The organism is Rathayibacter sp. VKM Ac-2856 (genome assembly GCF_013205055.1).
Taxonomy (GTDB): Bacteria; Actinomycetota; Actinomycetes; order Actinomycetales; family Microbacteriaceae; genus Rathayibacter.
The window spans coordinates 1,317,787-1,332,315 of record NZ_JABMLF010000001.1; the positions used below are offsets into that span (position 1 = coordinate 1,317,787).

Consider the following 14,529-nt stretch of genomic DNA (forward strand, 5'->3'; position numbering starts at 1 on the left):
ATCGCCCCTCCGACACCCGGCGCGGGATGCGGCCCGCTCGCGAGGCCCGGCTCTAGGCGGTGCGCTGCCGCCGCGCCGGGGCGGCGAGCGGACCGCCGATGTCGAGCCCGCGCCAGGCCAGCGCGAAGCCCACCACCGCGACCGTCGAGGTCGCCACCGCGAGCACCTGGAGCAGCCCGAACGCGACGAGGTCCTTCGTGTCGTCCGGGTAGTACTGGATGCCCTGCACGGCGAGCGCCGCCAGCGTCAGCACCAGCACGATCGAGCAGACGAGCAGCACCCGGAGCACCGCCCGGCGCGGCGGCTTCCGCGGCGCCCGGCCCACCTGCGCGCGCGTCGAGAGCCAGGCGCAGGCGAGCGAGGCGGAGGCGAGCGCGACCAGGTCGGCGCCCAGCACGTCGCTCGCGCGGTGCCAGGAGGCCGCCATCGTCAGGTTCCCGACCAGGACCACCACGGCGCCGCCGATCGCCAGCACGACCGTGCGCCCGCGCCCCGGGACGACCATCGCCAGGGCGAACACCACGGAGACCGCCGCCGCCGTGTGCCCGCTCGGGAAGCTGCCGCCGGTGTACCAGGAGTCGGTCTCGACGAGCAGCGGCCGCTCGAGCACCACGTTCTTCAGCAGCTGCGTCAGCCCCGCCGTGACGACGATGGAGCCGACGGACGCCAGCGCCAGCGCCGGCCGCCGGCGGATCAGCGCGATCGCGGCGACCAGCAGCGCTCCGCCGATCATCGACACCGGAGTCACGTCGGCGAGCGCCCCCGCGGCCGTCCCGGTCGCGCGGCCGAAGACGAGGTCGGCGCCCCGGAGCCCGGAGTTCTCGGCCGCCTGGCCCTGCGGGGTCAGCACGGCGAGCCAGTACACCGCGGCGACGCCGAGAGCCGCGAGCACGGCGAAGCTGATCCAGCGGCGGGTGATGCGGGCGCGGGTCTTCACGGTCGGACTCCTCTCGGCGGGTCGGGGTCGGTGGCGGACAGCGGTGACGGCGGGCGGCGGCACGGAGCGGGGACGACGGTCGGAGCCGACGGACGCCGCGTCGCGAGGAGCCGCCCGGACGCGAGCACGTGCGCCGATGATGCCAGCGGTTGCTCCCGGTTCGCTCCGCACGCGCCGGAGCGGGCGGGGACGCGTCAGCCGGTCGGCCCCGCCCAGGCCTCGTCCTCGGCGGCGCGCGCCTCGATCGCCAGGTCAGGCTGGTCGGCGAAGACGCCGTCGATCCCGGTGCGCAGGATCGCCCGGAACTCGTCCTGCCACGCCCCGTACGCCTCCGGCTCGCGGCCGATCCGATGCACCTTCTCGAGGAAGCGGTTCTCGGCCCGGAGCGTCCAGGTGTAGACCTGCAGGCCGACCGCGTGCGCGTCCGCGACCAGGGAGTTCGTCCCGGTCGCGCGCCCCGCGCCGTCCCGGCTGAAGAGCATGCTCTTGTCGACGCTCACGCCGTCGACCGTCCCGGCCAGGCCGCGCAGCCCGGCGGGGGTGACGAAGTCGGCGTAGGGCGTCGCCCTCGAGCCGTGCGCGGCGACGAGGTCCGGCGGCGTCCCGCGCGACTCGATCAGGTAGACGCGCCGCGTCCCCACCCCGCGGACGGCGAGGCGCTCGAGGACGGTCTTCTCGAAGCTCTCGATCGTCAGCCGCGGGTCGGTCCGCGCCCAGCCCGCCGCCGCGAGCTCCTGCTCGAGGAGCACGTCGAGCGGCAGCCCGAGCGCGTCGAAGTACGTCGCGTGCTTGATCTCGGCGACCAGCCCCGGCGGCGACTGCGGTGCGTCCTCCCCCGCCCGGTCGAGCAGGGCGAGCAGATCGCTGAAGCGCAGGATCGGGAACTGGCCGTCGAAGGTGGCGCTGGAGGCGCGCACCGCCGGCAGCCGCTCGCGGGCCCGGAGCGTCGACAGCTCGGCCCAGGTGAAGTCCTCGGTGAACCAGCCGGAGATCTCCTTGCCGTCGACGCGCTTCGTCGTACGACGTTCCGCGAACTCGGGGCGACGTGCCACGTCAGTCGTGCCGGAGATCTCGTTCTCGTGCCGGAGCACCAGGACGCCGTCGCGGGAGGCCACGAGATCCGGCTCCACCGCGTCGGCGCCGAGCGCGACGGCCAGCTCGTAGGCGGAGCGCGTGTGCTCGGGGCGGTAGCCGCTCGCGCCGCGGTGGCCGATGACGAGCGGAGCGGAGGTCGGCATGCGGCGATACTACGGGCGGCGACCGACGACTCCGGGCGGAACCTCGGCTCCCGAGAAGGGAATAGCCAGACTCTGAGAGATGTTCTCAGATACTGTGGACGCACCGCCCGAGGTCCGAGAGGTCCCCGGCGGCTCCCGCAATCACAGCGACTCAGATCCGCGAGTCCCGTCGGACGTGTCCGTCACCGCCCAGCGCACCTGAGAGAAGAGGAACCATGGCAAGCAACAACCCGGCGTTCGGTCGTCCGGAGTTCAGCAACCGGGGCTACGCCGGCCGCGTGCAGGACGTCCCGGACGTGTCGCCCGGCACGCTCGACCAGATGTACAACCGTCCGGCCGCGGGCTCGGCCGACACCAACCGGATGACCGTCGAGGACACCCTCGCGAAGACGGCCCTCGCCTTCGTCGTGCTCCTCGCGGGTGCCGCGGTGGGCTGGTTCGTCCCCGGCCTGATGCTCCCCGCCGTGCTCGTGGCACTGGTCCTCGGCATCGTCAACGCGTTCAAGAAGGTCCCGTCGCCGGGCCTGATCCTCGGCTACGCCGCCTTCCAGGGCGTCGGCGTCGGAGCGATCTCGCGCTTCTTCGAGAGCGCCTACGAGGGCGCGGTCGTTCAGGCCCTGCTCGCGACCGTCGTCGTGATCGGCGTCACCCTGGCGCTGTTCATGAACGGCAAGATCCGCACCTCGCCGAAGCTGAACAAGATCTTCTTCATCGGCATGATCAGCTACGCGGTCTTCTCGCTGGTGAACCTCGGCCTCGGCCTGTTCGGCGTCGGCGGCGGCTTCGGTCTGCGCACCGGCTTCATCGGCATCGTGATCGGCCTCATCGCCATCGCGCTCGCCACCTACTCCCTCGTGATGGACTTCGAGTTCATCCAGCAGGGCGTCCGCAACGGCGCCCCGCGCATCTACGGCTGGACGGGCGCCTACGGCATCCTCGTCACCGTCGTCTGGATGTACCTCGAGCTGCTGCGACTGATCTCGATCTTCCGCCAGTAGTCCTCGCACTCGATCGACCGGAGCGATCCGGACGCGATCGGCCTCGACGGGCGCTCGACCTCACCGGTCGGGCGCCCGTTCGTCGTTCCGCGGCCACTCACCGTCCGCTCGACTCCGGCTGACACGATGGAGGAATGATGGCCGATGCACCGACCCGCGTCGTCGGCCTCGACGTGGCCCGTGGACTCGCCGTGCTCGGCATGTTCGCGGCGCACCTCGCCCCGCTCGAGCAGGAGGCGGCCTGGGACGGCCGCAGCTCCGTCCTCTTCGCCGTGCTCGCCGGCGTCTCGATCGGCCTGATGTCCGGCGGTGCCGGGCGCTCGACCCGCCCGCTCCGCGACACCGCCTCGATCCTCCTGCGCGGTCTGTACCTCCTCGTGATCGGCGCGGGGCTGAATCTGCTCGGCACGCCGATCGCGGTGATCCTGCCGCACTACGGCCTGATGTTCGCCGTCGCGGCCCTCCTGATGCTCCTGCCGCGCGCGGTGCTCGCCGTCCTCGCCGTGGTCTTCGCGGTGGGCGGACCGCTCGTCGTCGACCGGATCGTCGTGGCCGGGAACGACTGGATCGCGACGCTCTCCCCCGCGGACGCCCTGCTCGCGCGGATGCCGCTCACCTGGCTGACGGAGTACTACCCCGTCCCCTCCTGGCTCGCCTACGTGATGCTCGGACTGCTGATCGCGCGCTGCGACATCCGCTCGCCCACCACCCAGCGCTGGCTGGTGATCGGCGGCGCCGTCGCCGCACCGCTCGGCTACGGCATCGGGCTCGCCCTCGGCGGACCGGTCGCCGTCGAGGCGCACTCGAGCACGACCGCCGAGATCGTCGGCGCCGGCGGCATCGCGGCGATCGCGATCGGAGCGCTCACCGCTCTCGCGCAGCGCCTGGCCGTCGTCCGCACCGTCACCGCGCCGCTGGCCGCGGTGGGGGCGATGCCGCTGACGATCTACTCCGTGCAGCTCGTCGCCCTGGCCGTCTACCTGACCCCGTACGAGCCCTTCGACTTCGCCGCCTGGCAGAGCTGGACGCTGCTCGCGTCCTTCGTCGTCGCCTCCGTCCTGGGCGCGCTGCTCTGGCGCCGCTTCGTCGGGCAGGGGCCGCTCGAGTGGCTGATCGCGCGGGCCTCGCTCCGCCCGCAGACCCGGGCTGCGCAGCCGGTGCTCGGCTAGGGTGATCCGATGATCACGCGACGTGAGGCCGCCCAGCGCCTCGACATCCCCGTCGAGATGGCGACGCGGCACGGGCTGCCCACCCGGCTCTCCGAGGAGGAGGTCGTCGCCCTCGAGCAGGACCCGCCGGCCTGGCTCGCGCAGTCGCGGGAGAACCGCACGGGGAAGCGCCCGGTCTGGGTGACCCTCGAGTGCGCGATCTGCGGCCGCTCCGAGGCCGCCCGGCCGAAGAAGTGGTGGCCCGAGTTCACCTTCCTCGTCTGCGAGGACCACTCCCCCGACGAGTGGCCGCACCATCCCGAGGGCCGGCGCCGCGACGAGTACGACGGCATCGGCACCCGCTTCGTCGGCGTCCTCGACACGCCTGTCTGACCCTCGAGTCCGGCCCGCCCCCGTCCGGTCTGCATGCGATCCGGCTACCGTCCGATCTGCAGGCGATCCGGCCGCTCCGCTGCGCCCGACGCGGATGAGCACGCTCTCCCGCCGGGATCACCTGCGAATCGGACCGCGCGCCCCCAACGAGGAACGGGCCCCCTGCGGAGGCCCGTTCTCATACCGCGGTCGCGGCTACTCCCATTCGATGGTTCCCGGGGGCTTGGACGTCACATCGAGCACGACGCGGTTCACGCCGCTCACCTCGTTGGTGATGCGGTTCGAGATGCGGGCCAGCAGGTCGTAGGGCAGTCGCGTCCAGTCGGCCGTCATCGCGTCCTCGGAGGAGACGGGGCGCAGCACGATCGGGTGACCGTAGGTGCGGCCGTCGCCCTGCACGCCGACGGAGCGCACGTCGGCCAGCAGAACAACCGGGCACTGCCAGATCTCGGTGTCGAGACCGGCGGCGGTGAGCTCGGCGCGGACGATCGCGTCCGCCTCCTGGAGCAGGTCGAGCCGCTCCTGGGTGACCTCGCCGACGATGCGGATGCCCAGGCCCGGGCCGGGGAAGGGCTGGCGGCCCACGATGGTCTCGGGCAGCCCGAGCTCGCGGCCGATGGCGCGCACCTCGTCCTTGAAGAGGGTGCGCAGCGGCTCGACGAGCGCGAACTGCAGGTCCTCGGGGAGGCCGCCCACGTTGTGGTGCGACTTGATGTTCGCGGTGCCGGTGCCGCCGCCCGACTCGACGACGTCGGGGTAGAGCGTGCCCTGCACGAGGAAGTCGATCGACGTGCCCTCGCCCTGCGCCTCGAGGACGAGCGCCTCGGCGGCGCCCTCGAAGGTGCGGATGAACTCGCGGCCGATGATCTTGCGCTTCTGCTCGGGGTCGCTGACGCCGGCGAGCGCGTCGAGGAACTGCTCGCGCGCGTCGACGGTGACCAGGCGGACGCCGGTGGCGGCGACGTAGTCCTCCTCCACCTGGCGGCGCTCGTCCTTGCGCAGCAGGCCGTGATCGACGAAGACGCAGACCAGCTGGTCGCCGACCGCGCGGTGCACGATCGCCGCGGCCACGGCGGAGTCGACGCCGCCGGACAGCCCGCAGATCACACGGCCGGTGCCGACCTGCTCGCGGATCAGCGCGACCTGGTCGTCGATGACGTTCGAGGAGTTCCAGTCGGCGGGGATGCCGGCGGCGCGGTGCAGGAAGTTCTCGATCACGGCCTGGCCGTGCGCCGAGTGCTTGACCTCCGGGTGCCACTGCACACCGTAGAGGCGGCGCTCGTCGCTGCCGAACGCCGCGACCGCGGTCGAGCCGGTCGAGGCGAGGACGTCGAAGCCGGCGGGGGCCTTCGAGACCTGGTCGCCGTGGCTCATCCACACGGTCTGGTCGACGGGCTGGTCGCCGAGGAGCACGCCGCCGTCCGCCGACACGGACGCGTCGGTCGCGCCGTACTCGCGGAGGCCGGTGTTCGCGACCTCGCCGCCGAGCGACTTCGCCATCACCTGGAAGCCGTAGCAGATGCCCAGCACGGGGATCCCGAGGTCGAAGATGGCGGGGTCGAGCTGCGGCGCCCCCTCCTCGTAGACGCTCGAGGGCCCGCCGGAGAGGATGATGCCGACGGGCGACTTCGCGGCGATCTCGGCGGCCGTCGTGTTCGACGGGACGATCTCGGAGTACACGTTCGCCTCGCGGACGCGCCGCGCGATCAGCTGCGCGTACTGCGCGCCGAAGTCGACGACGAGCACGGGCTGGGCGGCGAGATGCGGCTGCGCGCCGGACTGGGGCGCGCTGGTGCCGGACTGCTCACTGATGGGGGGCCTCCACGGAGTCGGTCGGGGTCGTCGGATCGAGTGCGGCGGTGCGCCGCTCGAGGTACTGCTCGACCTCGCGGGCGATGCGGGTCTCGACGAAGAAGGACAGGGTCGGGATCACGCCGCCGAGCGCGATGAGCACGAACCGCGAGAACGGCCAGCGCATCAGGCTCCACAGGCGGAAGTCGGCGAAGAGGTAGACGACGTAGAACCAGCCGTGCGCGATGAGGATGCCGGTGGACAGGTTCGCGCCCGTCCCGCTCGACTTCCACTCGCCGCCCGGCACCTCGTACATCGGGGCGAAGTGGGCGATGCCCTGCTGCCCGAAGACGAACAGCTCGAGGTGGAACACGTACTTCAGCAGCATCTCGGCGCAGAGCAGCAGCAGCATCACGCCGGTGATGATCGAGGTCACCCGGTAGAAGCGCAGCGCGCTCCTGATCGCAGGGAACTGCGCGGGCTTGGGCTCGAGGGGCATGGGGTCCAGTTTACGGGGCGCGGGAGCCGACCGGGCCCTGCGCGGCCTCGGCGGCCTCGAGCGCCTCCTCCGTCTCGCGCTCCCAGGCGTCGCGGACGAGGCGGTACCAGAGGTAGAGCGCGAAGCCGGCGAAGACGACCCACTCGATCGCGTAGAAGACGTTGAGCCAGTTGAGCGAGACGTCCGTGACGCGGGCCGGCGAGTCGATCGCCTCGAGGCCGGCGACGGGCTGGTCGAGGACGACGTAGCCCTGGTAGACGTCCTGCGGCGGGTCGGGCCAGCGGTTGATCAGCGCGGGGATCGAGAGCGCGGTGAGCGTCATCGGGTCGGTGCCCTCGGCCGGGACCTCGGCGGCCTCGTTCGCGACGAGGCGGCCGGTGAACGCGGCCGGCGCCGCCTCGGCGCCGTCGTTCAAGCGGTCCGCGACGGCCTGCGCCTGCGCGCGGTCCGCGGTCCAGCCGTAGGCGACCACGAGGTCGGCGGTCGCCGCGCGGGTGCGCGCGATGACCCACCAGCCGGGCTCCTCGGCGTTCAGCCGGCCGCCGAGGATCTCGGCTCCGCCCGGGACGAGATCGGACGCGCCCTCGACGCGCTGGCCGTCCGCCGTCGCCGTGATCGGGCGCGACGGCGCCGCGACCTCGTCCAGCGGCAGCACGGTCTCGGAGATCCCGGAGTCGGGCGCGGCGGCCTCGACCGCCCGGCCGACCTGCCACTGGCCGAGCGCGGCGAAGAGCCCCGCGATCACGAGGGCCAGGACCAGCGCGGCGAGCCAGCGCGGGCGCCGGGCGACCTGCCAGACCGTGCTCTGCGTCGGGGCGCTCTGCGTCATGCGTTCCTCGTTCGGGGGCGGATCCGCTCGGCGACGACGGACCCGAGAAGCCTAGCCAACCAGGGTGGGAGGACCCTCGGATCGCTGCCCCTCCTGCTGGTCGAGCAGCCCCGCAGGACCCCCTGCTGGTCGAGCAGCCCCGCAGGGGCGTATCGAGACCCACCGTCATGAGCACGGCGGGCCTGCAGACTCGACCTCCCGACTGCGGTGGATCTCGATACGCCGCGCGCCGCGGCCTACTCGATCAGCATGGGACTTTCCGCCGTCCACGGTGACTCCGCGAAGGAGACCGGAGTCCACGGATCAGTAGTCGGGCTCGCGCGGGCGCCGCGGGCGGTCGGAGTCGATCCCGTCCGACTGCTGCATCGCCTGGTCGATCAGGGCCTGCCGCATCGGATCGGGGAACTCGTCGTCCAGCTCGTCCGGCTCGACCGGGCGGCGCGGGCGCGGCGTCGGCTCGGCGACCGGCGTCTCCGCGGTCTCGATCTGCGGGCGCTCCTCCGGCGCCCCGTCGGCCATCGCCGCCTCGACCAGGGCGAAGTCCTCCTCCGCCATCGCGCCGCGGGCGCTCGGCGCAGGGCGGTGCCGCCGCCGGGAGAGGAACTGCCCGATGCTCTCGGACCGCGAGGCCAGGATCGGGCCGACGATCGCCATCACCAGGACGTAGAGGCCGGCGAAGGGCTGGATCCGCTCGTCGAGCCCCGCCGAGAGCGAGAGCGTCGCGAGGATGAGCGCGAACTCGCCGCGGTTGTGCAGGATGAACGCCGCGTTCAGCCCGGCCCGCGGACCGAGCTTGTTCAGCCAGGCGACGAACTGGCCGGCGCCGAGGTTCAGCACGATCGTCATGACCGAGGCCGCGACGACCGGCAGCACCACGTCGGGGAAGGCCCCGGGGTCGAGGCCGAGACCGAAGTTGACGAAGAAGAAGGCGCCGAAGACGTCGCGGAGCGGGATCGCGATCCGCTCGACCCGCGCGCGGAATCGGGTGGCGCCGATCACGAGGCCGATGAGGAACGCGCCGATGGCGTCGGTGACGCCGAGCACCTCGCCGATGCCGCCGAAGAGGATCGCGAGTCCGAAGAACAGGATCGTGAAGAGCTCGTCGTCCCGGGTCCGGAAGAACCGCGACACCACGCGGCCGCCCCAGCGGGCGATCGCGAACATCACCACGAGGAACGCGAAGGCGATCACGAGCTTCAGCACGACCGGCCACGGCTCGGTCTCGCCCGAGAGCACGACCGACACGATCGCCAGGTACACCGCGATGAAGATGTCCTCGACCACGGTCACGCCGAGGATCATCGGCGTCTCCGGATTCGCGAGGCGCTTGAGCTCGATCAGCAGCTTCGTCACGATCGCGCTCGAGCTCGTCGCCGTGATGCCCGCGATGATCAGCGCCTCGCGGCTCCCCCAGCCCAGCAGGAAGCCGAAGGCGAGCCCCACGGCCATGTTGACGGCGATGTAGGAGCCGCCGGAGAGGATCAGCCGCGCCGCGTTGCCGTAGAACTCGTCCTGGTCGAACTCCAGCCCGAGATTGAACAGCAGCAGGATCAGCCCGAAGACGGCCGTCAGCTCGATGTAGGACGACTCGAAGTCCAGCGGGAACAGGTGGAAGTTCGGGCTCGCCAGCAGGCCGACGACCATGTAGATCGGGATGGCCGGGAGGCCGATCGTGCGCCCCAGTCGCCCGAGGACGTAGGCGACGACGAACAGGACACCGAGGACGATGAGGTCTTCGCCGTGGTGCATCCTCAGGCTCCGGGCGGCGTCTCGGGAGCCTTGGCGAAGACGCCGGAACGGAAGAACGCGAAGGCCTTGGCGACCTTCTCGGGGCTGCCGGCGACCACGAGCGTGTCGCCGGGGAACACCCGGAAGTCGGGGGCGGGAGCAGGGTTCGCCGCGTCGCCGCGCACGACGGCGACGACCGTCAGGCCGACGATGCCGCGGTCGGCGGGCTTGCCGAGCTGCTGGCCCGCGATGTGGTCGTCGTAGTCGACGGTGAACCAGTCGATCGAGAGGCCGGGGATCTGATCGAGCGCGGTGAGCGACTCGGTGATCTGGGTGCCGCCGAGCAGCTCGGCGAGGGTGTGCGCCTCGTCGTCGCTGAGGCGGAGCGAGACCTTCGCGCCGTCCTGATCGCCCTCGGCGAAGGTGATGAGGTCGCTGTGACCGGAGCGGTGCGCGATCACGCCGACCTTGCCGCCGTCCGCGGTCAGGAAGGTGTGCAGAACGCCGACACCGGGCAGCTTGACCCTGCGGACCTCGACCATGCGTGCTCCATCCGCGCCTGACAGCGCTCCGACCTCGGGGATGCTCCCAGCTTAGGCGCGCCCCGCGCTCCCCCGGCGGCCGTTCGCCCACGGAGGACCGCCTCCCGTACCCCGTGAGGCCCTCGACGCCGATGCGTCCTCGAACGGTCGAGGCGTCCTGTAGTTGCGGGACGTCTCGACCGCGCCGGGACGCCTCGCTGTCCACAGGGCGTCGCGCGCCGTCCACAGATGCCGAGGGGGCCGGTCGGGGACTGCTGCGCGGTGAGAGGGTTCCGGGATGACACGGTTGGAGCTGTTCCGGGGCGGGGCCTGCAGGAGATCGGCGGAGTTCGTCCGACTCCGCCGCGGAGTGCACGTGCGAGCCGCCGAGTGGAGGAGCGCCTCGGTCGACGTGCGCCACCGTGCCTGCATCGAGGCGGTGGCCGCGACCTGGACGAGTCCCGTCCTCCTCCGCGAGTCCGCCGCCGCGGTCTGGGGCCTGCCCCTCGTCGAGCCGCTCGACGGAACGGTCCACGTCGCCGCGTCGCCGTCGGTCGGCAGCCGGACCCGCAACGGCGTAGCGGAGCACCGGGGCTCGGCGTCCGGCCGAGTGGTGGTCGTCGACGGCCTGGCCGTCTCCGATCTCGCACAGACCGTGCTCGATCTCTGCCGGTTCTCGTCGTTCCGGCGCGCCGTCACCGCCGCGGACCACGCCCTGCGGATGCGGGACCGCCGCGGCGAGCGGCTCCTGGGGCCGGAGGAGCTGCGGAACCGCGTCGCCGAGCTGCCCGCTGGGACGCGCGGCCGTGCTGCGGCGGCCCGGGCGGCCGAGTTCGCCGACGAGCGCGCCGACTCGCCGCTCGAGTCGATCAGCCGGGTCGCGATGCACGAGGCGGGACTGCCCGCACCCGTCCTGCAGCGGGTGCTCCATGACCAGGAGGGCCTGATCGGTGCGGTGGACTTCTTCTTCGAGGACGCGGACGTGATCGGAGAGGCCGACGGCGCCCACAAGTACACCGACCCGCGCTTCCTCCGAGGACGCACCCCCGAGCAGGCGCTGCTCGAGGAGAAGCGCCGGGAGGAGCGCCTGCGCGCCCTCGTCAGCAGCGTCGTCCGCTGGCGCTGGCAGGACGCCTACTCCGCGCACCCGCTGATCGCCCGGCTCGCGCACGCCGGCGTCCGCCCGACCGAAGCGTCCGCGAGCGGTCGAGGCGTCCACCTGCTGCAGGACGCCTCGACCGTTCGGGGACGCCTCGCGCCGGGGAGGGAGGGAGGAGGGACGGAGGGTCAGCTGGGCTGGTAGGGGGCGACGACGACCTCGACGCGCTGGAACTCCTTGAGGTCGGAGTAGCCGGTGGTCGCCATCGAGCGGCGGAGCGCGCCGATCAGGTTGGCGGTGCCGTTCGCGTCCGTCGCGGGGCCGTAGAGGACCTGCTCGAGGGTGCCGACGGTGCCGACCTGCACGCGGCGGCCGCGCGGGAGCTGCTGGTGGTGCGCCTCCGCACCCCAGTGCCAGCCGCCGCCGGGCGCGTCGGTCGCCCGGGCGAGGGCCGAGCCGAGCATGACGGCGTCCGCGCCGACCGCGACGGCCTTCACGATGTCGCCGGAGGTGCCGAGGCCGCCGTCCGCGATGACGTGCACGTAGCGTCCGCCCGACTCGTCGAGGTAGTCGCGGCGAGCGCCGGCGACGTCGGCGACCGCGGTCGCCATCGGCGCCTGGATGCCCAGGGTCGTGCGGGTGGTCGAGGCAGCGCCGCCGCCGAAGCCGACGAGCACGCCCGCGGCGCCCGTGCGCATGAGGTGCAGAGCGGCGGTGTAGGTCGAGGCGCCGCCCACGATGACCGGCACGTCGAGCTCGTAGATGAACTTCTTGAGATTCAGCGGCTCGGTGTCCCGCGAGACGTGCTCGGCGGAGACGGTGGTCCCGCGGATGACGAACACGTCGACCCCCGCGTCGACGACCGTCTGGTACAGCTCGGCGGTGCGCTGCGGCGACAGGGCGCCCGCGACGGTCACGCCGGCCGCGCGGATCTCGGCGAGCCGCGCCGTCACCAGCTCCGGCTTCACCGGCTCCGAGTAGATCTCCTGCATGCGCTGCGTGGCCCGCTCGGCCGGCAGCTCGCGGATCTCCGCGAGCAGCGGCTCCGGGTCCTCGTATCGCGTCCACAGCCCCTCGAGGTCGAGGACGCCCAGCGCCCCCAGCCGTCCCAGTGTGATCGCCGTCGCCGGCGACACCACCGAGTCCATCGGAGCCGCGAGGATCGGGGTAGCGAACTGGTACGCGTCGATCGCCCACTTCACCGAGACCACCTCCGGGTCGCGGGTCCGGCGGCTCGGGACCACCGCGATGTCGTCGAAGGCGTACGCGCGGCGGGCGCGCTTGGCGCGCCCGATCTCGATCTCCATAGCCGCGAGTTTACTGTGGCCCGCGCCCACCTCCAGCCGCGGCGGGCGCAGCCCGCTCGCGCTGCCGCCAGCAGCCGCAGTCGCGGCGGCGCCTCAGCGCCGCTCGCGCTGCCGACAGCAGTCGCAGTCGCGGCGGCGCTTCAGCGCCGCTCGCGCTGCGTCCCCCGGTCTCTCCCAGGGACCGCGCGGTCCGAGTGGGAGGCGGCGGAGCGTGATGGCGGCCCCTCCGGTGTGGTGGGCGTATGGGCCGAAGGCCCATCGGGCAGAGGGGCCGCCATCACGCTCCGCCGCCGACCCCCACCCACACCAGCAGAGAAGAGCCTCAGCGCCGGTAGTTCGGCGCCTCGACGACCATCTGCACATCATGCGGATGCGATTCCTTCAGCCCCGCAGCCGTGATCCGCACGAACCTCCCGCGCTCCTTCAGCTCCGAGATCGTCCGCGCCCCGACGTAGAACATCGACTGCCGCAGCCCGCCCGCCAGCTGGTACGCCACGTTCGCGAGCGGCCCGCGATACGGCACCTGGCCCTCGATGCCCTCGGCGATCAGCTTGTCGTCGGTGGGGACGTCGGACTGGAAGTAGCGGTCCTTCGAGTAGGAGGTGCGCTCCCCGCGGGTCTGCAGCGCGCCGAGCGAGCCCATCCCGCGGTAGGTCTTGAACTGCTTGCCGTTCTGGAAGACCAGGTCGCCGGGGCTCTCCTCGCAGCCGGCGAGCAGCGAGCCGAGCATGACGGTGTCCGCGCCGGCGACGAGCGCCTTGGCGATGTCGCCGGAGTACTGCAGGCCGCCGTCGGCGATCACGGGGACGCCGGACTCGCGCGCCGCGAGCGACGCCTCGTAGACGGCGGTGACCTGCGGCACGCCGACGCCGGCGACGACGCGGGTGGTGCAGATCGAGCCGGGGCCGACTCCGACCTTGATGGCGTCCGCGCCCGCGTCGACGAGCGCCTGCGCGCCGGAGCGGGTGGCGACGTTGCCGCCGATGACGTCGACCCCCGCGAACGCGGAGTCGGACTTCAGGCGGCGGATGATCTCGAGCACTCCCGCGGAGTCGCCGTTGGCCGTGTCGACGACGAGGACGTCGACCCCGGCCTCGAGGAGCGCGGTCGCGCGCTGCCACGCGTCGCCGAAGAAGCCGATGGCCGCGCCGACGCGCAGGCGCCCCTCCTCGTCCTTCGTCGCGTTGGGGTACTGCTCCGACTTGTCGAAGTCCTTGACCGTGATGAGGCCGGCGAGCTTGCCCTGCTCGTCCACGAGCGGCAGCTTCTCGATCTTGTGCTGCGCGAAGAGGGCGATGACCTCGCTGTCGGGGATGCCGACGCGGCCGGTGATGAGGCCGCGGCTGGTCATCACGTCGCGGACGAGGGTGGACGCCTTCTCGAACGGCGAGACGAAGCGCATGTCGCGGTTCGTGATGATGCCGACGAGCACGCCGCTCCCGTCGACGACGGGGAGTCCGCTGATCCGGTACTGGCCGCAGAGCTCGTCGACCTGGGCGACGGTGGCGTCGGGGCTCGTGGTGACCGGATTGGACACCATGCCCGACTCGCTGCGCTTGACGCGGTCGACCTGGTCGGCCTGGTCGGCGATGGAGAGGTTGCGGTGCAGGATGCCGAGACCGCCCTGGCGGGCCATCGCGATCGCCATCCGCGACTCGGTGACGGTGTCCATCGCTGCGGAGAGCAGCGGGGTCGCGACCGTGATCCGCTTGGTGAGCCGGGAGGCCGTGTCGGCCTCGCTCGGGATGACGTCGGTGTGCCCGGGGAGGAGCATGACGTCGTCGTAGGTGAGTCCGAGGAATCCGAAGGGATCCGGCTGGTCCATCAATGCCCCTTAGCAGGTCGAGCGGGTGGCCCGGTGGTGGAGGTGGCGCGTCCGGTCACGGGTGTCCCGGATGCTCAATCTTAAGCGCGCGGACGCACCCGGTATTCCTGCTCGCGGGGCCCCCGGATGTCCCGCGGACGCGCGGGCTACCCGTGTGGGGGACGCTGGAGCGCTCTCCGCCCCTCATAATGTCGTCACGCAGTAGTTCTGGCGGGA

Annotated in this window: 13 protein-coding genes; 4 read left to right on the plus strand and 9 right to left on the minus strand. The window is 72.4% G+C overall.

Annotation, left to right across the window (positions count from 1 at the left end; all coding sequences use genetic code 11):
• Positions 1–52 precede the first annotated feature (52 nt).
• Together HQQ82_RS06080 and HQQ82_RS06085 are read right to left on the minus strand one after the other, a co-directional pair.
• A complete protein-coding gene (locus HQQ82_RS06080; RefSeq protein ID WP_173232096.1) occupies positions 53–937 on the minus strand; it encodes a phosphatase PAP2 family protein in 885 nt (294 codons plus the stop codon).
• A gap of 194 nt (positions 938–1,131) precedes the next feature.
• Positions 1,132–2,175 carry a glycerophosphodiester phosphodiesterase family protein gene (locus tag HQQ82_RS06085; protein WP_173232097.1) on the minus strand — a complete coding sequence of 348 codons (1,044 nt, stop codon included), beginning with the start codon at positions 2,173–2,175 and terminating at the stop codon, positions 1,132–1,134.
• 215 nt (positions 2,176–2,390) lie between these two features.
• On the opposite strand from HQQ82_RS06085, the gene HQQ82_RS06090 reads away from it, so the two are divergent.
• The 3 genes from HQQ82_RS06090 (at position 2,391) to HQQ82_RS06100 (ending at position 4,714) form a co-directional block, all read left to right on the plus strand.
• A complete protein-coding gene (locus HQQ82_RS06090) occupies positions 2,391–3,173 on the plus strand; it encodes a Bax inhibitor-1/YccA family protein (protein ID WP_173232098.1) in 783 nt (260 codons plus the stop codon).
• Between the two features lie 137 nt (positions 3,174–3,310).
• Positions 3,311–4,342 (plus strand): DUF418 domain-containing protein, encoded by a 1,032-nt coding sequence (locus tag HQQ82_RS06095; RefSeq protein ID WP_173232099.1) that lies wholly within the window; start codon positions 3,311–3,313, stop codon positions 4,340–4,342.
• A gap of 9 nt (positions 4,343–4,351) precedes the next feature.
• On the plus strand, positions 4,352–4,714 hold the full coding sequence (locus HQQ82_RS06100; RefSeq protein ID WP_173232100.1) for a hypothetical protein: 363 nt from the start codon (positions 4,352–4,354) through the stop codon (positions 4,712–4,714).
• A 195-nt stretch (positions 4,715–4,909) separates the two neighbouring features.
• Here HQQ82_RS06100 and guaA read toward each other — a convergent pair whose 3' ends face one another.
• The 5 genes from guaA to HQQ82_RS06125 all read right to left on the minus strand — a co-directional run bounded on the left by guaA (position 4,910) and on the right by HQQ82_RS06125 (position 10,103).
• A complete protein-coding gene (gene guaA / locus HQQ82_RS06105) occupies positions 4,910–6,460 on the minus strand; it encodes a glutamine-hydrolyzing GMP synthase (RefSeq protein ID WP_173232101.1) in 1,551 nt (516 codons plus the stop codon).
• Positions 6,461–6,518: 58 nt separating this feature from the next.
• A complete protein-coding gene (locus HQQ82_RS06110; RefSeq protein ID WP_173232102.1) occupies positions 6,519–7,004 on the minus strand; it encodes a DUF3817 domain-containing protein in 486 nt (161 codons plus the stop codon).
• Between the two features lie 10 nt (positions 7,005–7,014).
• Positions 7,015–7,833 (minus strand): SURF1 family cytochrome oxidase biogenesis protein, encoded by an 819-nt coding sequence (locus tag HQQ82_RS06115; RefSeq protein WP_173232103.1) that lies wholly within the window; start codon positions 7,831–7,833, stop codon positions 7,015–7,017.
• Between the two features lie 303 nt (positions 7,834–8,136).
• Positions 8,137–9,582: a cation:proton antiporter gene (locus HQQ82_RS06120; RefSeq protein ID WP_173232104.1), complete on the minus strand. Its 1,446-nt coding sequence runs from the start codon at positions 9,580–9,582 to the stop codon at positions 8,137–8,139.
• A gap of 2 nt (positions 9,583–9,584) precedes the next feature.
• Positions 9,585–10,103, minus strand: a complete 519-nt coding sequence (locus HQQ82_RS06125) for a cation:proton antiporter regulatory subunit (RefSeq protein ID WP_123445096.1) — start codon at positions 10,101–10,103, stop codon at positions 9,585–9,587.
• 355 nt (positions 10,104–10,458) lie between these two features.
• Here HQQ82_RS06125 and HQQ82_RS06130 point away from each other — a divergent pair, with 355 nt between their 5' ends.
• On the plus strand, positions 10,459–11,385 hold the full coding sequence (locus HQQ82_RS06130; protein ID WP_173232105.1) for a hypothetical protein: 927 nt from the start codon (positions 10,459–10,461) through the stop codon (positions 11,383–11,385).
• On the opposite strand, the gene HQQ82_RS06135 is transcribed toward HQQ82_RS06130, so the two are convergent.
• Together HQQ82_RS06135 and guaB are read right to left on the minus strand one after the other, a co-directional pair.
• The gene (locus HQQ82_RS06135; protein WP_173232106.1) at positions 11,370–12,488 is read right to left on the minus strand and encodes a GuaB3 family IMP dehydrogenase-related protein; all 1,119 of its coding nucleotides are present in this window, start codon (positions 12,486–12,488) and stop codon (positions 11,370–11,372) included. The two genes, HQQ82_RS06130 and HQQ82_RS06135, sit on opposite strands and share 16 nt — an antisense overlap.
• A 322-nt stretch (positions 12,489–12,810) precedes the next feature.
• Positions 12,811–14,313 (minus strand): IMP dehydrogenase, encoded by a 1,503-nt coding sequence (gene guaB / locus HQQ82_RS06140; RefSeq protein WP_173232107.1) that lies wholly within the window; start codon positions 14,311–14,313, stop codon positions 12,811–12,813.
• Positions 14,314–14,529 lie beyond the last annotated feature (216 nt).